The following is an 18,548-nucleotide window of genomic DNA, read 5'->3' on the forward strand; positions in this document are numbered from 1 at the left end:
ACGAGAGATGACCGACAGTAACCAGACAATTACCGACGAAAGACTTTCGGCCTATCTCGACGGCATGATCGACGAGGCCGAGGCCCGGGCGCTCGAGGCCGAGCTCGAGAACGACCCTGCGGCCGGTCGGCGCGTGGCGGAGATGGCCCGCAACGACCGGGCGCTTCGCCATCACTTCCAGGCGGCGGCGCGGCGGCCCGTGCCCGGTGCCATCAGCGACATGCTCGAACCTGCGCACCGGCCCGAGAAGGGGTCGTGGTTTTCCGGGCTGGCCGAGCGTCTGACGTCCTGGGGCACCGTGCCGCCCCCCCTCCAGGCTGTGGGCGCCGTGGCCGTGCTCGCCGTGGTGGGTATCGGCGTTCTGGCCATGCTCGGTCCGGGCACGGTGTTCAACGGTTCGGTCGGGGAGACCTCCCTGGTTCGCGCGCTGCCTTCGACCAATCCCGGCGTCTCGCGTTTTCTCGACGCCCAGCCGTCCGGAGAAGTCCTTTCGCTCGACGATTCCGCGCGTGCTGTCGTGGACATGAGCTTCGAACACGCCGACGGACGCTACTGCCGCCAGTATCGCGTGGCGCTCTCTGACGCGCCGTCGGCGATCGCCGCCATCGCGTGCCGTTCGGGCAGTGACTGGCAGGAAGTGCTGATGCAGCGTATCGACGGCGCGGTCGGGGAATCGGGCATGTTCCATGCGGCCAGCGGCCAGGCATCGTCCTTGCTCGACGGCTACATCGTCGACAACGCCGACGGCGACATCATCGTCGGCGAGTCGGAAGCGGAGCTGATCAAGAGAAATTGGTCGAGGCCCTGATCGGGCATCGACCCCAATTCAACAGGGAGGAATAGATGATGGACGGATCACTGCAGCCGGGGCGCTGCCCGAGTGCTGGTGCCGGCCGGGCCGGGCGGTTGTCCCGGATTCTGCGGCGGGCGGTTCTGCTCGGGATGATCGCGGCCGTTTCGACTGTCGCGGCCCAGGAGGAAGACGCCGACGACGGACGGACTGCCGAGCAGGACGAGTCGCGCCGGGAAAGCGCCGAATCGGTATCCTGGCCGTTCGACGTCACGCTGGCCGCGGGCCTTCAGTACGATGACCTGGTGACGGTCGACGAGCTCGACCAGAGCCTGGACGAGGGCGACACGGCGGCGGTCATCGACCTGGACGTGGAATACGAGAAGCGCTTCAGCCAGGGGACGGACCTGGATGTCGGCTACAGCCTGTCGCAGAAATCGTACTTCGACCTGTCGGAGTTCGACCTGCAGATCCACAACGTCAGCCTGGGCGTGAAGCAGAACTTCGAGGACTTCGATATCGGGGTGCGCAGCTACGCCGTGCACGCCCGGCTCGACAACGAGGGCTTGCTGAACTTCCAGCACGTCTCGCCCTACTTCACGACCTTCCTGAGCGAGCGTACCTACCTGCGCGCCGGCTACTACTATCGGAACAAGGATTTCCCCGACAATCCCGACCGTGACGGCACGGTGCACGCCGGCGACGCCGACTTCTACTTCTTTCTCGACGGCACGACCAACTATTTTGTCGTGGGCTATGCCTTCGAGCGCGAAGACACCGAAGCCGACGAGTTCGATTTCGACGGCCAGCGAGTGGACGTGCGGTGGTCGCGGCGCTTCGATCTCTACGGCGACCGGCCGGTTCGCGTGCGCCTGGACTGGCGTCTCGAACAGCGCGACTACGATTCGGTGACCCCTTCGATCGGCGTTCGCCGCGACGACGACCGCCAGCGCTGGCGCGCCCGGTTCGATTTCCCGATCACGCAATCGCTGACCGGGCTGCTGACCTACCAGCACCGCTCTCACGATTCCAACCTGCCCTCAGCCGACTACGACGACAACCGGATCGAAGCCCAGCTCGAAATGATCTTCTGAGGGCGCGGGGCCCGTTGGCGCATCGCGCTAGCGGGCAGCTTCGTCGGATGTCTCCTGGAGCAGGCTGGCGCCGATGAGCCCGCGACCGAACACGGGGTCAGGGCCCGGCTCGCCGAGATCGACCACGTCGCCGTCCAGCAGCGATTGAATGTCGTTTTCATCCGACTGTGCCAGGTGGTGCAGGATCAGGCCCGTGACGAAAGGAGTGGCGTAGGACGTGCCGGTAGCGCGTCGATAGCCTTGGGCGGACGCGCCGTCGGCGACCAGCAGGTCCACGCCGGGTGCGGCGTAGTCGAGGTGATCGCCGCGACCGGCTCGCAGGTAGGGACGATTGCGCGAATCGACCGCCGTGGCCGCGAAGACGGACTCGTAGGCCGCCGGATAGCGTGGGGGCGAGGCCGGGCCGTCGTTGCCGGCGGCAGCCACGATGTAGACGCCCTTGCCGCGCGCCAGTTGCAGTGATCGCTGCAGGACGCGGTTGTCGGGCCCTGCCAGGGAGAGGTTGACGACCCGCACGCCGTTTTCCATCAGCCAGCCCAGCGCCTGCACCAGGCTGTGGCCGGTGGCGATCAGGCCGTAATCGGCGTCGCGGAAGAAGACTTCGGCGGCATAAAGTCGGGCCGAGGGAACGATGCCCAGTAGCTCCGGCGAGTGCCCCACCAGTAGCGATGCAACGGCCGTCCCGTGGCTTGCATCGGCTCGCCGGTTGCTCGCCAGGAAGCTGCGAGTGCTGATTCGGGACCGCTGCAGGGCGGGGTGATCAACGGCGACGCCGCTGTCGATCATGCCCACGGCGTAGCGGTCTGTATCGCCGACGGCAGCGGGCCGGTAGCGCTGGGCCGCCAGGGCGACCGGCGCCGGGCGCGGAGGTGCTGCGTCCGTCCGACTGACTTCGTAGCTGTGGTTGTAGTCCACGGCCGCATCGGGCAAGACTTCACGCAGCGTCGCGAGCGCCTGGTCCAGGCGCACCGAATCGGGCACCAGCAGGCGTATGAGGTGGCTTTCCAGTTCCGGCAACCGCTCGTTGCTCAGCTGCCGGTAGCGCGAGAGGCGCTCGAGTTGATCGAGCTGGTCTTCGGGCGCCAGGACGATCAGTTCGTTCCTGCTGACGAGCTGTCCCGCCTCGTTGAAGGTGATGTCGATGATGTCGTCTACGACCGCGTCGACGATCGCGTCGCTCACATCATCGTCGGCATCGCGCGATTCGAATTCCGGCTCGTCATCGAAATCATCGTCGTCGTAGTCATCCTCCGAATCATCTTCCGCATCGTCCTCTGAATCGTCCTCGGCGTCGTCCTCTGAATCGTCTTCTGCATCGTCCTCGGCGTCGTCCTCGGCATCGTCCTCAGCGTCGTCCTCAGCGTCGTCCTCGGCGTCGTCCTCGGCGTCGTCTTCGGCATCCTCCTCAGCGTCGTCCTCGGCATCGTCCTCAGCGTCATCCTCGGCATCGTCTTCCGCGTCGTCCTCGGCATCGTCTTCGGCGTCGTCCTCGGCGTCGTCCTCGGCGTCGTCCTCGGCGTCGTCCTCGGCGTCGTCCTCGGCATCGTCTTCCGCGTCGTCTTCCGCGTCGTCTTCGGCGTCGTCCTCGGCGTCGTCTTCGGCGTCGTCCTCGGCATCGTCCTCGGCATCGTCCTCGGCATCGTCTTCCGCGTCATCCTCGGCGTCGTCTTCGGCGTCGTCTTCTGCGTCGTCTTCTGCGTCGTCTTCTGCGTCGTCCTCAGCGTCGTCCTCAGCGTCGTCTTCTGCGTCGTCCTCGGCGTCGTCCTCGGCGTCGTCTTCGGCATCGTCCTCAGCGTCGTCCTCGGCATCGTCCTCGGCATCGTCCTCGGCATCGTCCTCAGCGTCGTCCTCAGCGTCGTCCTCAGCGTCGTCCTCAGCATCGTCCTCAGCATCGTCCTCGGCATCGTCCTCGGCATCGTCCTCGGCATCGTCCTCGGCATCGTCCTCGATGTGACCGCCGGCACCTGCGATCAGCATGGACATGGTCACCGCGGCCGGCAGCGGTGGCCGGGCCATCAGGTTGGTCGGCTGGCCGGCCGCCAGCGAGAGGCCGGAGAGGAGGGTCAGCAGCAGGGCAGGGACAGTGGAGCGGAGGGCTTGCATAAGCAAATTCGAATAGATCGTTGGCCCGATTCTAGCAGGACGGCGAAACAAAAGAACCCGCCCGGATGACCGGGCGGGTTGTGGGTTGGCCGCCAATTCGATGGCTCACTTCAATGGGGACCATGGCGGCCGTCCCGAGGGAGCGCTTTACGCTCTGCGAAGATGGGCCTGGAGGAGATCAGTCGTCGTCCTCTTCGTCTTCCTCGTCATCATCATCATCGTCGTCGTCATCGTCCTCATCTTCGTCGTCTTCCTCGTCATCGTCTTCCTCGTCATCGTCATCGTCGTCATCGTTTCCGGCATCGTCGTCATCGTCGCTTCCGCCGTCATCGTTTCCGTCGTCATCATCATCATCGTCGCCGGTTCCCAGTTCAGTCGGGAACTGCGCTTCGAGGAAGACGTTGCCGCCCTGTTCGATGGAGATCCACTGGCCGATGGGATCGAAGTCCAGCAGTTCCTTGCCGGCCTCGACCGGGTTGCGGAACTCGATTTCGCCTTCGGTGCCGTCGTCGCTGGGAACCACCTGGATCTCGCCGCGCAGTTCGCCGCCGACCCACAGTTCATAGGTGCCGGTGTCGAGGTCTTCGATTTCCACGTCGAATTCGACGCGATTTGAGCGCTGTTCCAGCTCGGCGTCGCCGCTGGCATCCGGATCGAGACCGGTGTTGATGAGGTCGACTTCGGTTTCCGAGCTTCCGAACGGCGGAGCGTCGCTGCTGTCGTCGTCGCCGCCGTCGTCGCCGGGGCCGGTTCCGTTGGGTTCGAGCACGGCGCTGAAGAGCACGATGTCGCCTTCGGTCACTTCGATGAGCGCGCCGAGGGGATCGAAGTCCAGCAGGCGGTCGTCGCCATCCTGCGGGCTCGAATACTCCACTTCGCCTTCGGTGCCGTCATCCGTGGCAACCACCGTGATCGAACCGCGGTCGATGCCGTCGACCAGCAGGGTGTAGTCGCCGGCGGGGACGTCTTCGATTTCGACGTCGAAATCAATGTTGCCCGGACGTGACTCGTAGTCGGCATGGCCCGAGCCAAGGGGGTAGACGCCTTCGTTGAGAAGGGAAATGCGGAAGTCCTGGACCGGCGTCGCACCGCTATTGTTGTCGGCGGCGGAGCCGGTGCAATTGACGCCGGCGGAGCTGCTCAGGCGCTGCAGTGGCATCTGGCCCGAGCCGAAGTCGGGGTTGCTGCTCTGCCACGTGGCGGTGCCGCTGTTGCAGTCATCGAAGGTCAGGCTGACGGTGCCAAAGGGAATCAGCTCCACGTCGTCGGAGTTGTAGCCGTCGCCGAAGCTGGCGCCGACGGGCTGCGACATCTGCAGGTTCAGCGTGTTGCCGTCGATGTAGTCCTCGCCGACCAGCCAGACCTGGTTGCCGTTGGCGTCGTAGGTGAACCAGAACGCGACGGCGCGTCCGTCGGGCATGACCTGGAGCTGGAAGCCCTGACCGCTGGCTTCGGGATTGAACCAGTTGCCGGTGAAACCACCGGAGATCATGATGGCGTGGCTGCTGCCAATCAGCAGGAACGACGCCAGGAATGCGGCTAGCAATTTCTTGGTCGATATCATTGCAGATTCCTCAGTCTTGGGTTGAATCGTCTTCTCGGACGACTAAAACGCCCGTTTCGGCGCATTTCATGGGGAATGACGAACGTCGGCGGCAGATTATTCCCGCCGATCGAAAAAAATCGGGACGCTACCTACAGTAGGTCTGTTCCCCGAGCTCCTGGCGCGCCTCATGTGATCGATGTCAACGCCCTTTGCGCCCGGCGGGAGCATAATCGTCGAACGGTCGGCATCGGGTCGGCCGACCCTGCTGATGACGGGAGGTCACCATGGCGGGAAAATTCGAGATCTACAAGGACAAGAAAGGCGAATTCCGTTTCCGGCTGAAAGCCAGCAACGGCCAGAATATCCTGGCCAGCGAGGGCTATGCCAAGAAACCCAGCTGCACAAACGGCATCGAGTCGGTGCGCAAGAACTCGCAGGTCGAAGAGCGATTCGAGACCAAGCAGTCGAGCTCGGGCAAGTGGTCGTTCGTGCTCAAGGCCTCCAACGGCCAGGTCATCGGCACCAGCCAGACCTACGACTCCGATTCGGGTTGCCGCAACGGCATCAAGAGCGTGGCGAAGAATGCGCCCGACGCGACGGTCGATGACCAGACCTGATCGTCGCTACGCCTCGATCAGGATGAGGAACCTTTGACAACGTAGCGAGCGGGCGCCCGACGGCGCCCGCGCATTCGTTTTCCGACCTTTTCAGAGCAGGATCAGCGACGCCAGCCCCAGGAAGGCGAAGAAGCCGACCACGTCGGTCACCGTGGTGACGAACGGACCGGATGCCAGGGCGGGATCGATATTGAATCGCTCGAGCGCGATCGGGATGACGATGCCGCCCAGCGCGGCGGCGACCAGGGTCAGCGCCATCGCCAGCGCGATGACCGCCCCGAGCATCGGCACGCCAAACCATAAAGCGGCCACCAGGGCCATCACCACACCGAAGCCCAGGCCGTTGATCGCGCCCACGGTGATCTCGCGCCAGCTCACGCGGATGGCGTTGCGGCGCGTGAGCTCGCGCGTGGCGATGGCCCGCACGGCCACCGTCATGGTCTGCGTGCCGGCGTTGCCGCCCATCGAGGCGACGATGGGCATCAGCACGGCCAGGGCCACCATCTGGTCGATGGTTTCGGCGTAGAGGTTGATGACCATCGAGGCGAAGATCGCCGTGACCAGGTTGACCATCAGCCACACGGCACGGCCGCGCGTGGTCTGCCACACCGTATCGGCCAGGCTGGAGTCCTCGTCCACACCGGCCAGTCGCAGGATGTCCTCCTCGTGTTCCTCGTCGAGCACCGTCATGGCGTCGTCGATGGTGATCATGCCCGCCAGGCGGCCGTTCTCGTCGACCACCGGCGCGGAGATCAGGTGGTAGTGGTTGAACAGGTAGGCGACGTTGGATGATTCCTCGGTCACGTCGACCGTCCGGAAGCTGGGCTCGGTGATTTCGGTCAGCGGTACCTGGCGACGCGAGGAAAGCAGCCGGCCGAGGGTGACGTAGCCGACCGGCTTCATCGCCGGCGAAACCAGGATCACGTGATAGAACTGATCGGGCAGGTCGTCTTCGTCTTCGCCGCGAATGAAGTCGATGGCCTGGCCCACGCTCCAGTCCTCGGGCACGGCGACGAGCTCGCGCTGCATCAGGCGGCCGGCCGAGTACTCCGGGTAGGACAGCGCGCCTTCGACGCCGATGCGGTCCTTGATCTCGAGCGCCTCGAGCAGGCGCGACTGCTGCTCTTCCTCCAGGTCCTCGACCAGTTCGACGACGTCGTCGGAGTCGAGGTCGCGGATGGCCTCGGCCACGACTTCCGGCGGCAGGACCTCCAGCAGGGGCTCGCGCACCGATTCGTTGAGTTCGGAGAGGACCTCGCCGCCGATGCCTTCGCCCCAGAGCTCGACCAGCGCCACGCGCTCGGGCTGGCTGATCTGCTCGATCAGGTCGGCGACGTCGGCGGCGTGCAGCGGTTCGAGCAGCTCGTTGAGCTGGTCGGCGTCCTGGGCCTCCACGGCCTCGATCACCGACTGGATGTGCCCCTGCTCCAGGCCGTCCCCGATCTCTTCCTTGTCCGGCGGTGTCTCTTGCTGCACGGGCTTGCTCCTCAGTTGGATCACGTGGCCTTGGATCGTGTGGCGGCCGGAGGCGGACTCCGGTCGACGCTGTTGGGTTACTGCCCCGAATTATTGCAGGTCTGCGTTGCATGCACGACGATGAAAGCCGCCGAAAGGCGTTGTCGACGGTAGACTGTGCCGATGGCCGACACCCGCTTCGTCGTCGATTACCCGCCCCTGAAACGCCACCGCGAGGAACTCCGCGAGCAGCGCAGGCTTCGCGGCCGGCGCCTGATGGTGGCCGTTCCCGCCGCCGTCTTGTCGGTGGCAGCGGCCGCCGCCTGGAGTGCGCCGCTGGCGGTGATGCTGGCCGGCGTGGCCGCCATCGTCGTGTTCTTCCTGGCCCTGCCGGGCTCGAGTTCCGTCGACCCCGGCCATCTTGCCGGCGTCGAAGGCGAGGCCGCCGTGCTCGAGCGCCTGAAGAGCCTGCCCGACGACTACCTCATCCTCAATCGCGTGCGCCTGCCCGACGAGACCCTCACCAACGGCCAGCGCGAGCTGGACTTCATCGTCGCGGGCCCCACGGGGCTGTGGGTCGTGGAGGTCAAGAACACGCCCGGTCACCTGCAGGTCATGCCCGGGCGCAAGCACTGGCCGCTGGCGCGTCGCGCCGGCTGCGGCAGCCGGCCCAACTGGAACGCGATGGCCAATCCCGTGCCCCAGGCCCGTGCCCAGGTCGAGGCGCTGGAGCGCTGGCTGCTTATCAACGGCATCGAGGCCCGGGCGCGCGGGGTGATCGTGATGGCCCACCCGGAAATCGCCATCACCGACGCCCGCGCCGCCGAGATGCCCGTGCTGGTCCGCGACCAGCTGGCCGAACATCTCCAGGCCGAACCCCCGCGCACCCTGGCGCCCGCCGCCCTGCAGCGTCTGGGCGAGCTGCGGCCCGCCTGATTGCCGGCCTTGACTCTCCCTTTCCGGGCCGCCATGCACACTGTGTGCATTCACTCAAACGGAGCCTGATTCATGGCAGAGACCCTGAGTTCAGCACTCAAGATCCTGATCATCGTGACCTCCTCGGGCCAGATGGGCGAGGGCGGCGAGCCCACCGGCGTGTGGCTCGAGGAACTGGCCGTGCCCTACCTGCACCTGCGCGACGCCGGTTTCGACGTCACGGTCGTGTCGGTCGAGGGCGGCAAGCTGCCCGTCGATCCGCGCAGCATTACCGAGCGCGGCGAGAACCCCGAGCCGGTCGAGCGTTTCCTCGACGACGGGCAGGGTCAGCAAATCCTGGAGAACAGCGCAGCCTTGTCGAGCGTGAACCCGTCCGAGTTCGACGCGGTGTTCTTCCCCGGTGGGCACGGCACGATGTGGGACTTCCCGGCCGACAACATCGGGCAGATCGTGTCGGACTTCATCGCCGCCGACAAACCGGTCGCGGCCGTCTGCCACGGCCCGGCGGCCCTGGTTTCGGCCACCGGAGCCGACGGCAAGCCCATCGTCGACGGCCTGAAAGTCAGCGCCTTCACCAACAGCGAGGAAGAGGCGGTGGGCCTGCAGGACGCCGTGCCGTTTTCCCTGACCGACCGACTGCGCGAACTGGGTGCGCAGGTAAAGACCGCGCCGGACTTCCAGCCCTTCGCCGTGCGCGACGGCCTGCTGATCACCGGCCAGAACCCGCAGTCCTCGGAAAAGGTCGCTGAACTGCTTGCCGCCACCCTGAAGAACTGACGGGCACCGAACATTGGCCCGCTCCGGCCGACCGGGGCGGGCCATGACGGCGCTGCGTTAGACTCGGTTGCTCCTGGACCACCACCGGAGCTGTCGTCAATGCACGCCCCCCGTTTTCTTGCCCTGATCCTGGGCCTGCTACCCGTAGTTGCCGTCGCCGACCAGCGGCTGCAGTCCGCCGACCTGTTCGACCTGCAATACGCCAGCGAGGTGCGCATCTCGCCCGACGGCGAGCGCATCGTCTATACCCGCTCGATCCACGACATCATGTGCGACTGCGTGCGGTCCAACCTCTGGATCGTCGACGCCGACGGCGACAACCACCAGCCCTTGCTTTCCGGACGCGACAGCTACTCGTCGCCGCGATGGTCGCCCTCCGGCGATCGCCTGGCCTACGTGGCCAAGGACGAAGCCGGCAAGACCCAGCTCTACGTTCGCTGGATGGCATCGGGTCGGACGGCGATGGTGAGCAACCTGGTCGAGTCGCCTTCCTCGATGGCCTGGTCGCCCGACGGGGAGTCGATCGCCTTCACCATGCACGTGCCGGCCGAGAAGCCCTCGCTGGCCAGGCCGCCCGAAAAGCCCGAGGGCGCCGACTGGGCCGAGCCGCCGGTGGTGATCGACAGCGTCGTCTACCGATTCGACGGACGCGGCTACCTCGACCCGGGCTTCGAGCACGTCTTCGTCGTGGCCGCGCAGGGCGGTGCCGCGCGCCAGCTGACATCGGGTGACTTCAATCACGGCGGCCCACTGGCCTGGATGGCCGACGGCTCGGGTATCGTCTTTGCCGCCAACCGGGACGAGGACTGGCAGTACGAACTCAACGAAAGCGACTTGTTCCGCATCGGGCTCGAAGGCGAGCTCGAGCAGCTCACCGACCTGCCGGGCATCGAGGCCGCCCCGGCCGTCTCGCCCGACGGCGAGACCATCGCCTTCGAGCGCGACGACCACCAGGGCCGGCAGTACACCATCAACGCGCTGGGCCTGATCGACGCCGACGGCGGCAACCTGCGCATCCTCGGCGAAGACCTGGACCGCTCCATCGAAGGCCCGACCTGGGCGGCGAACGGCAAGTCGCTGTACTTCCACTACACCGACCGCGGCTGGCGCAAGGTCGGGCGAATCGACCTCGACGGCGACATCGACACGATCGTCGACGGCATCAACGGCACGAGCGTCGGCCGCCCCTATCGCAGCGGCGACTATTCGGTGGCCGACGACGGCACCATCGCCTACACCCTGGGCACCGAAAAGACCCCGGCCGACGTCTGGGTTCGGCCGCGCCGCGGCGACCACCGGCGCCTGACCGACCTCAACCGCAACCTGCTCGACCGACGCGCGATGGGCGAGGTCCACGAGATCGTCTACGAATCCGCGGTCGACGGCACGGAAATCCAGGGCTGGTACCTGACCCCGCCGGATTTCGACCCCGAAAAGCAATATCCGCTGATACTGGAAATCCACGGCGGTCCGCACCTGGCCTACGGCCCGCACTTCTCCGCCGAGATGCAGCGCATGGCCGCCGAGGGCTACGTCGTCTTCTACGACAACCACCGCGGCTCCTCGGGCTATGGCCGCGACTTCGGCATGCTGCTCGAATACAAGTACGCCTCGGAAGAAGACTTCGGCGATCACATGTCGGGCGTGGATGCCATGATCGAGCAGGGCTTCATCGATCCCGAGCGCCTGTTCGTCACCGGCGGCTCGGCCGGCGGCATCGCGGCTGCCTACGCCATCGGCCTGACCGACCGCTTCAAGGCGGCTGCCGTGGCCAAGCCGGTCATCAACTGGATCTCCAAGACGCTCACCGGCGACTACTACCCCAGCCAGATCGAGCGCCAGTTCCCCGGCCTGCCCTGGGAGAACTTCGAGCACTACTGGCAGCGCTCGCCCCTGTCGCTGGTCGGCAACGTCAGCACCCCCACGCTGCTGATCACCGGCGAGGAAGACTTCCGCACGCCCATGTCGGAGACCGAGCAGTACTACCAGGCGCTCAAGCTCGCCCGCGTGGAGGCCGTCATGGTCCGCCTGCCCGGCACCTCCCACGGCATCGCCAGCCGCCCGTCGCGCCTGATCGCCAAGATCGACAACATCCTGGCCTGGTTCGAGCGCCATGACGAAGGCAAGTAACAGGACACTGTCGTCCCGGAAGCCGCGAAGCGGCTATCCGGGACCTCCCGGATTGCTGGCCGGTGCGTTGTGCTGGCTGGCCCTGGTGGCCGGAACCCCGGCTGCGGGCGAGGCGCCCGAGACCGCTGCCGAAGCGGCCTGCGCCGAACCGGACGTCGCCCTGGTGCTGGGTTCCGGCGGCGCCGCCGGGCTGGGTCATATCGCCATGCTGCGCGCGTTTGAAGAGCAGGGTATCCGGCCGGCCGCCGTGGCGGGAACGAGCATCGGCGCCATCGTCGGGACGCTCTTCGCCGCCGGCCTGGACAGCGCAGCAATCGAGTCCCTTTTCCGTGATTTCGGCGGGTCGGCCTTCAACCCCTTCGCCGGCTGGATCGGCGACGCCGCCGCCCCCGGCCTGCGCGAACTGATCGAGATCGACCTCGGCAACGGCAGCCTGCTCGACTCGAACCGCTTCACGGATTTCGTCGCCGAGCGCATGTCCGCCCGGCAGTTCGCGGACACGCAGATACCACTATATGTCGTTGCAACAGACTTCTGGAGCGGGGAAGCCCGCGTGCTCCGCAACGGCGACCTGCTGCAGGCCATGCGCGCCAGCATGGCCGTGCCCGGCGTGTTCGCGCCGGTGCCGATGGGAGAAGACCTGTTGATCGACGGCGGCGCCTCCAATCCACTGCCGGTCGACGTGGTGGCCGACCACGACATTGTCGTGGCCATCGACGTCACCGGCTCACGCCGACCCGGCACCGGCGAGCGGCCGGACATCAGCGACCTGCTGTTCTCCAGCTTCGAGATCATGCAGCAGTCGATCATTCGTGCGCGGCTGCGCGAGTACCCGGCCGACATCTACATCAAGCCCGAACTCGACGACATCCGCATGCTGCACTTCGACCGCGTCGACGAGATTCTCGAGCGCACCCGCCCGGCCGCTCGCGAACTGGCCGAGCGCCTGCGTGAACTCACCGCACAGCGCTGCGCGGGCGCCGGCGCCGGCGCGAAAGGAAACTAGCTTCCGGCTTGCCCGGGGAAACCCGCCCGGCGTGTTTCCGCCGGGATCGGCGTGCCGCCATGACGGCGGCGGAAACGAGGGGGTCATGCTTTCGCAATGAATCGGCGCTAGACTTTTGCGCTTTGTTGTACGCAAGAGAATAGGGAGTCCACCCGTGAAGCAATCTGCAACCGCGGCCATCGCCGCGTGCCTGCTGGCCCTTGCGGCCGCCGCGCCCGCCTGGGCGCAGGATCTCTGGATCAATGAATTCCATTACGACAACGACGGTGCCGACGTCGGCGAATTCGTCGAAGTGGTCGTGGCCGATTCCGTCGGCACAGCGCCGGCGAGCATCGAAGTGGTGCTCTACAACGGCAGCAACGGCACCAGCTACGGCACGCACACGCTCGATACCTTTACCGCCACGCCGGTCTCGGGCTTCACCATCTACGACAAGGCCATTTCCGGCATCCAGAACGGCGGGCCCGACGGCATCGCCCTGGTCGAGGGCGGCGCCCTGGTGCAGTTCCTCAGCTACGAAGGCAGCTTCACCGCGACCGACGGCCCCGCCAGCGGCGCCACCTCGACCGACATCGGCGTCAGCGAGGGTGGGGGCACGGCCGTGGGTCAATCGCTGCAGCTCGGCGGCTCGGGTTCCGGCTACGGCGATTTCACCTGGTCGGCGCCTGCTGCCGAAACACCGGGTGCGGTCAACAACGGCCAGACCCTGAGCGTGCCGACGCCGATGCTCAACGAGATCGGCATCAGCGATACCGGAACCGACGCCGAGTTCATCGAACTGGCGGGCCCGGCCGGTGCCGACCTGAGCGGCCTGGACCTGATCGTGCTCGCGGGCACCACGAACGGCAGCGTCAATCCGGGTGTGGTCAGTGTGCACTTCGACCTGACCGGCTCGGTTCCCGCCGACGGCTACTGGGCGATCACGTCGCCCGAAGCGGACGCGACCTACGGCGTTACCGGCGATCAGTCGTTCCCCGACAACACGCTCAGCAACGACTCCACCACCTATCTGCTGGTCAGCGGCTTCACCGGGGCGGTATCCGACGACCTCGATACCAACGACGACGGCGTACTCGACGTGACGCCCTGGACGGCGATTGCGGACGACGTGGCCGTGACCGCGGGCGACTCGCCGGTACTCTACAGCGCCACGGCCGTCGGCCCGGACGGCGCTTTCCTGCCGGCCGGCATCTTCCGCTGCCCCGACGGCGACGGTACCTGGGACCTGCTGAACTTCAGCCCCGAAAACGGCACGCCGGGCGTCGACAACGGCTGCCCGGACACCAACCTGCCCACCGTGACCGCCACCGATCCGACCGACGGCCAGACCGGCGTGCCGGTCAACAGCGGCATCCTGATCGACTTCAGCGAAGCTATCGACGCCACCGCCAGCGCGGTAACCCTGGAATGCGGCGGTAATGCGCAGACTTTGAGCGGTCTGCCGGACAGCGGCGTCACCCAGCTGGTGCTGACTCCGGATGCGGACTATCCCGCGGGCGTGACCTGTAACGCCACCGTCGTCGCCGCCGAGATCGTCGACGGCCAGGGCGATTCGCCCGCCGAAGACTTCTCCTGGAGCTTCCAGACCGATCCGGGCGTGCTCGAGATCTGGCAGATCCAGGGCGCCGGTGCCGCCTCGCCCTTCGCCGGCCAGGTCGTGACCACCGAAGGCAACGTGGTCACCGCCGTCGGGCCCGAAGGCTTCTTCATCCAGACGCCCGATGCCCGGGCCGACGCCAGCGTCGATACCTCCAACGGTATCTACGTCTACACCGGCACGGCACCCACCGTGGCGGTCGGCGACGTCGTCAACGTGGAAGGCGAGATCGTCGAGTATTTCGACTTCACCGAGTTCACCAACAACCCGATCGTGACCGTTTCCTCCGGCGGCGCCACGCTGCCGACGGCCGTGGTCTTCGACGCCAACGTGCCTTCTTCGGACCCGGACGCGCCTTCGTGCGCCATCGAGTTCGAATGCTACGAGGGCATGCGAATCAGCCTGCCCGAGGGCATGGTCAGCTCCGGCAACCAGGGCTTCGGCAACGAGCCGCTGGCCGAGGTGTCGATCAAGGCCGGTGCCGAGCGTGCCTTCCGCGAACCGGGCATCCTCGAGCCGGGCCTGCCCGGCCTGCCCGTTTGGGACGGCAACCCGGAAGTCTTCGAGATCAGCCCCGCCGCGCTGGGCCTGCCGGCAACCGCCTTGTTCGGCGGCACCCGCGTGCAGGCCGAAGGCGTGCTCGGCTACAGCTTCGGCGACTACGAGCTGTGGCCGAGCAGCCTGACCATTCTCGAAGAGCCCACCCTGCCGGGCGCGGTGCCGGCACCGCAGGCCGGTGATGTGGCCATCGGCTCGATCAACGTGCTGCGCCTGTTCGACGACATCGACGACCCCGGCATCGACGAGCCCGTCGAGTCCACGGCCGTCTACGAAGCCCGGCTGGCCCGCTTTGCCGATCACATCGTCAACGCCATGAACGCCCCGGCGGTGATCGCCTTCCAGGAAGTCGAAAAGCAGGGCGTGCTCGACGACCTGGCCGCGGAGATCGCCACCCTGGACGCCACGCTCAGCTACAGCTCCGAGCTGATCGAGGGCAACGACGTCGGCGGCATCGATGTCGGCTACCTGGTGCGTTCGGACGTAACCGTGCTCGGCGTCGACCAGCTGGGCGAGGCGGAAATCCTGGACTACGACGGCTCGCTGCTGCACGACCGCCCGCCGCTGCTGCTCGAGGCGCGCTTCGCCGACGGCGAGGACACGCTCGACGTCAACCTGCTGGTGGTGCACAACCGCTCGCTGGGCGGCATCGACGGCAGCGAGGCCGAGCGCATCAAGACCAAGCGCCTCAAGCAGGCCCAGTCCATCGCCCAGATGGTGCAGGACCTGCAGACCAGCCAGCCGAACGTGCCCGTCGTGGTGATCGGCGACTTCAACGCCTATGAATTCACCGACGGCTACGTCGACGTGGTCGGCCAGGTCGCCGGCACGGCCGTCGATGCCGACAACGAATTCTGGGAAGCGCCCATCACCTCGCCGGCGATGCAGATCGTGACCGAGACCCTGCCGCAGGCCGAACGCTACAGCTTCGTGTTCCAGGGCCAGGCGCAGGCGCTCGACCACGCGCTGATCAGCAGCTCGGCCCGGCCGTTTTTCGTTTCCGCGGCCTACACGCGCGGCAACGCCGACGCACCCGAGAGCTATGAGGAAACTCCGCCCACGGGCGAGGAAGACCTGGGCATGACCGACCACGACAGCCTGGTCATCCAGTTCTCCATCGCCCTCGAGCCGCTCTTCCAGGATCGTTTCGAGAGCAACTGAAGTCTTGCCATGGCGCCGGCGGCCAGCCCGCCGGCGCCAGCGGCAGACCGCGTCAGAGGAGACCGCAAGCAAAGAATCCGTCGTCCCGGAAAGCGCAACGCGCTTGTCCGGGACCTCCCATCTACGGTTTAGACCCCGCACGCACCCCTGTCACCCAATCCGTCGCCACTCCCCGGGCGCCAACCCCTCGACCGACCACTCCCCGATCGACCACCGAATCAGTCGAAGGGTAGGGTGACCAACCGCCGCCGTCATCCGCCGCACCTGCCGATTTCGCCCCTCCCGCAGCACGATCTCCAGCCACACGTCCACCACGTTCTTGCGATACCGCACCGGCGGATCCCGCGGCCACAGGCCTTCGGGCTCGTCGACCCGCCGAACCTCCGCCGGCCGTGTCCAGCCGTCCTTCAGCTCGACGCCCCGGCGCAACTGCTCCAGCGCTTCCTCGGAAGGCTCGCGCTCCACCAGTACGCGGTAGGTCTTCGGCAACTTGAACTTCGGCGAGGCAATCCGGGCTTGCAGCTTGCCGTCGTCGGTCAGAAGCAGCAGCCCTTCGGAGTCCTTGTCCAGCCGCCCGGCCGGGTACACGCCGGGCACGTCCACATAATCCGCGAGCGTCGGCCCCTCGCCGGTAAATTGGCAGAGCACGCCGAAGGGTTTGTTGAAGGCAATCAGCATGCGGGGAAGGATAGACGCTGCCGCGGCCGCCTGCAGGCTGGCATCCCTCGAAGCCTTGAATCGGACTTGCGGAGCGGGCAGTATCTGCCCCTTTTACTGCGCAACGCCTCTCGGGGGTTGGGCGACCTTCAAGAGTTGCAGCTTGCGTGGCAGCCAACCCGGCAAGGGCGAGACAGACCAACCTCTGGATCAGTTGGTGATCATGAGCCTGCAACAGGTCGCCAAGCAGGTAGAACGGCAAGTGTTTTCAGTACAGGAGATTCCGGAGGAGGCCGAGCCCGTCAAGTTCGCTCAGTCGTTGTTCGTGTTCGTGATCCTTGCATTGGGAGCGCTGAATTTCCTCATCGAAGGGGTGTTTTCCTGGATCTTCCCCGTTTCCATACCATTGGCGGGTTACTACGCAATTGCCGTATTCAGAACGGGTTACGCAATCGGCCGATACGAGGTCTACCATCGCGACAAGAATCCGAACATGTACAAGGTTCATCTTCTGGGCGCGGTCGGACTCATGATTCTGGCATTCCTTGCATGGGTCACTTGATATCGAATTCCTGGTGGGCTGCACGCAACATCCGGCAGAAGGGCTGGTCGTCGATGAGCCCGGCATCAAGGTGGGTTATTGCTCTGGTTCCATTGCTGGGACTTTCGGCTTGCGACCAGGCGCCGCGCGAAGTCTATGTTCCCGAATCCGAGCCGCAAGTCGAACTGGCCGTTCGTGCGTCCGCGCTGGAAGTTTCGGTGGGCGAACCCGTCGTGCTCCATGCAGAGCGTTGGAGCCGCGGTGAGTGGAAGCTTGTCGAAAAGCGCGAGTTGGACAGCGGGCAGTGCTGGCTGAGGCATCCGCCGGAAAGTCATGAGGAAGAAGTTGCCGACAACCTCCGCTGGGAAGCTACGCCGTCCGCCGGAGTTCGTTTCAATAAGACCCCTCGATCGGATCACTCACGCAGCGCTGTATTCGATCAGCCCGGAAAGTTCGTGTTGCGCGCAAGCTCCAGAATCTGGTGCCGCCCCGGAAAGCAGGCGGAAGGAAGACCCATCGAGATTCTGGTCCGGGATGACAGCGGTCGAACATCAATTCCGGGCCAGGACCATTGACGCCCGGTTCAAGCGCGGCCGGCCGTTTCGCTGATGTCGTGAATCTGATATATCGAACTCAATCACTCAGGAAGCTTTCCATGCGCTCTCTATCATCGCTACTGCTATTTGCTCTGCTGGCATGTCTTACGACTGGTTCGGGTGCGGCCAGCTGCATTGAGGATAGAGAACGCTTGCTCTCCCTCGATGTTTCGTCGTTCGACCAGGATCTGGACGGCGGATGGCGTCGAGTCGCTGCGATGCCGCACTGCCGGGAAGCCGCAGCCGATCTCATCGAGGAATACAGAAGCCGCAGGGATGAACGCGACATCACGCTGATATTCCACGAAGCCCAGGTGCGTGCGGGATTGGGTCAGACGGAACGTGCAATTGCCCTGTTCGAGCAAACCAGAAAGAGTCCCGAGCGAGACAGCTTCGGTTGGAATCACTACGTCGAGGCCACCATCGCATTCCCGAAGCGGGATCGGGAGGCGCTCGAGCGCAGCCGCGATGCGCTAGCAGGCCTCGAAGCGCCAGAGGATTTCCGGCCCGTGGACCAGGCCGGAAACGAATTGGACATCAGTTGGCCCCCGAATCTTGAAGTCGTCGACGGATTCCTGAAGTGCTTCAATCGCCCTTACTCGGCGGCCTACGGCTGCCGAGACTGATCGGGCCGGTGCCGTCACTCCGAGCGATTTCCAGACCGCGCCACCGCAACCAACCTGGAGTACGGCCCGCCGATGCTGCAGGGCTTGAATCGGCCGGACTGAATGGGCAATATCGGGCGAGGGATAGGGCAAGCGACGCGTGTTATGTGGCAAATTTGCAGTATAGAAATCACCCGTAGAAGCTCAAACGCCAGAAGAATCAGGCGGTTACCCGAGCCCGTCCAATTCCCCTGCAGACTAAACGGCGTTTTTGCCGATTTAGTCGCTATACCACCTTTTTTCCACCTAGTTGCTAGTTAACTGGCGAGTATCAATATGCCTCTAAGATCGGTACTTCTAGTGCTAGCCCTAGCTGCCT

Annotated in this window: 15 protein-coding genes; 11 read left to right on the top strand and 4 right to left on the bottom strand. The window is 65.6% G+C overall.

Annotated features, from left to right (window positions below):
* Positions 1-7: 7 nt before the first annotated feature.
* On the top strand, positions 8-808 hold the full coding sequence (locus DZC52_RS11040) for a DVU3141 family protein (protein ID WP_116651192.1): 801 nt from the start codon (positions 8-10) through the stop codon (positions 806-808).
* Between the two features lie 38 nt (positions 809-846).
* Positions 847-1,884, top strand: a complete 1,038-nt coding sequence (locus DZC52_RS11045; protein ID WP_181918914.1) for a surface lipoprotein assembly modifier — start codon at positions 847-849, stop codon at positions 1,882-1,884.
* Positions 1,885-1,911: 27 nt separating this feature from the next.
* Here DZC52_RS11045 and DZC52_RS11050 read toward each other — a convergent pair whose 3' ends face one another.
* Complete coding sequence (locus DZC52_RS11050) at positions 1,912-3,987, bottom strand: S8 family serine peptidase (protein ID WP_116651194.1); 2,076 nt, start codon at positions 3,985-3,987, stop codon at positions 1,912-1,914.
* Between the two features lie 178 nt (positions 3,988-4,165).
* On the bottom strand, positions 4,166-5,551 hold the full coding sequence (locus DZC52_RS15560) for a hypothetical protein (protein WP_181918915.1): 1,386 nt from the start codon (positions 5,549-5,551) through the stop codon (positions 4,166-4,168).
* A gap of 266 nt (positions 5,552-5,817) precedes the next feature.
* Between DZC52_RS15560 and DZC52_RS11060 the strand changes: the two genes are divergently transcribed.
* Entirely contained in the window at positions 5,818-6,150 is a 333-nt protein-coding gene (locus DZC52_RS11060) for a YegP family protein (RefSeq protein WP_116651195.1), read from the top strand.
* A 90-nt stretch (positions 6,151-6,240) separates the two neighbouring features.
* On the opposite strand, the gene mgtE is transcribed toward DZC52_RS11060, so the two are convergent.
* The gene (gene mgtE, locus DZC52_RS11065; protein WP_116651196.1) at positions 6,241-7,626 is read right to left on the bottom strand and encodes a magnesium transporter; all 1,386 of its coding nucleotides are present in this window, start codon (positions 7,624-7,626) and stop codon (positions 6,241-6,243) included.
* Between the two features lie 162 nt (positions 7,627-7,788).
* On the opposite strand from mgtE, the gene DZC52_RS11070 reads away from it, so the two are divergent.
* The 5 genes from DZC52_RS11070 to DZC52_RS11090 all read left to right on the top strand — a co-directional run bounded on the left by DZC52_RS11070 (position 7,789) and on the right by DZC52_RS11090 (position 15,770).
* Entirely contained in the window at positions 7,789-8,541 is a 753-nt protein-coding gene (locus tag DZC52_RS11070) for a nuclease-related domain-containing protein (RefSeq protein WP_116651197.1), read from the top strand.
* A gap of 72 nt (positions 8,542-8,613) precedes the next feature.
* On the top strand, positions 8,614-9,318 hold the full coding sequence (locus DZC52_RS11075) for a type 1 glutamine amidotransferase domain-containing protein (RefSeq protein ID WP_116651198.1): 705 nt from the start codon (positions 8,614-8,616) through the stop codon (positions 9,316-9,318).
* A 99-nt stretch (positions 9,319-9,417) separates the two neighbouring features.
* Positions 9,418-11,448 (top strand): alpha/beta hydrolase family protein, encoded by a 2,031-nt coding sequence (locus DZC52_RS11080; protein WP_116651199.1) that lies wholly within the window; start codon positions 9,418-9,420, stop codon positions 11,446-11,448.
* Positions 11,432-12,454, top strand: coding sequence for a patatin-like phospholipase family protein (locus DZC52_RS11085; RefSeq protein ID WP_116651200.1), 1,023 nt, complete (start codon positions 11,432-11,434; stop codon positions 12,452-12,454). Before DZC52_RS11080 ends, DZC52_RS11085 begins: the two co-directional genes overlap by 17 nt.
* Before the next feature lie 154 nt (positions 12,455-12,608).
* The gene (locus DZC52_RS11090) at positions 12,609-15,770 is read left to right on the top strand and encodes an Ig-like domain-containing protein (RefSeq protein ID WP_116651201.1); all 3,162 of its coding nucleotides are present in this window, start codon (positions 12,609-12,611) and stop codon (positions 15,768-15,770) included.
* Positions 15,771-15,920: 150 nt separating this feature from the next.
* On the opposite strand, the gene DZC52_RS11095 is transcribed toward DZC52_RS11090, so the two are convergent.
* Positions 15,921-16,448, bottom strand: a complete 528-nt coding sequence (locus tag DZC52_RS11095) for a pseudouridine synthase (protein WP_116651202.1) — start codon at positions 16,446-16,448, stop codon at positions 15,921-15,923.
* 202 nt (positions 16,449-16,650) lie between these two features.
* Here DZC52_RS11095 and DZC52_RS15390 point away from each other — a divergent pair, with 202 nt between their 5' ends.
* The 3 genes from DZC52_RS15390 to DZC52_RS11110 all read left to right on the top strand — a co-directional run bounded on the left by DZC52_RS15390 (position 16,651) and on the right by DZC52_RS11110 (position 18,190).
* On the top strand, positions 16,651-16,989 hold the full coding sequence (locus tag DZC52_RS15390; protein ID WP_147307670.1) for a hypothetical protein: 339 nt from the start codon (positions 16,651-16,653) through the stop codon (positions 16,987-16,989).
* Positions 16,990-17,042: 53 nt separating this feature from the next.
* A complete protein-coding gene (locus DZC52_RS11105) occupies positions 17,043-17,543 on the top strand; it encodes a hypothetical protein (RefSeq protein WP_147307671.1) in 501 nt (166 codons plus the stop codon).
* A gap of 80 nt (positions 17,544-17,623) precedes the next feature.
* The gene (locus DZC52_RS11110) at positions 17,624-18,190 is read left to right on the top strand and encodes a hypothetical protein (RefSeq protein WP_147307672.1); all 567 of its coding nucleotides are present in this window, start codon (positions 17,624-17,626) and stop codon (positions 18,188-18,190) included.
* Positions 18,191-18,548: the final 358 nt, after the last annotated feature.

This window comes from Wenzhouxiangella sediminis (genome assembly GCF_003410055.1).
Taxonomy (GTDB): Bacteria; Pseudomonadota; Gammaproteobacteria; order Xanthomonadales; family Wenzhouxiangellaceae; genus Wenzhouxiangella; species Wenzhouxiangella sediminis.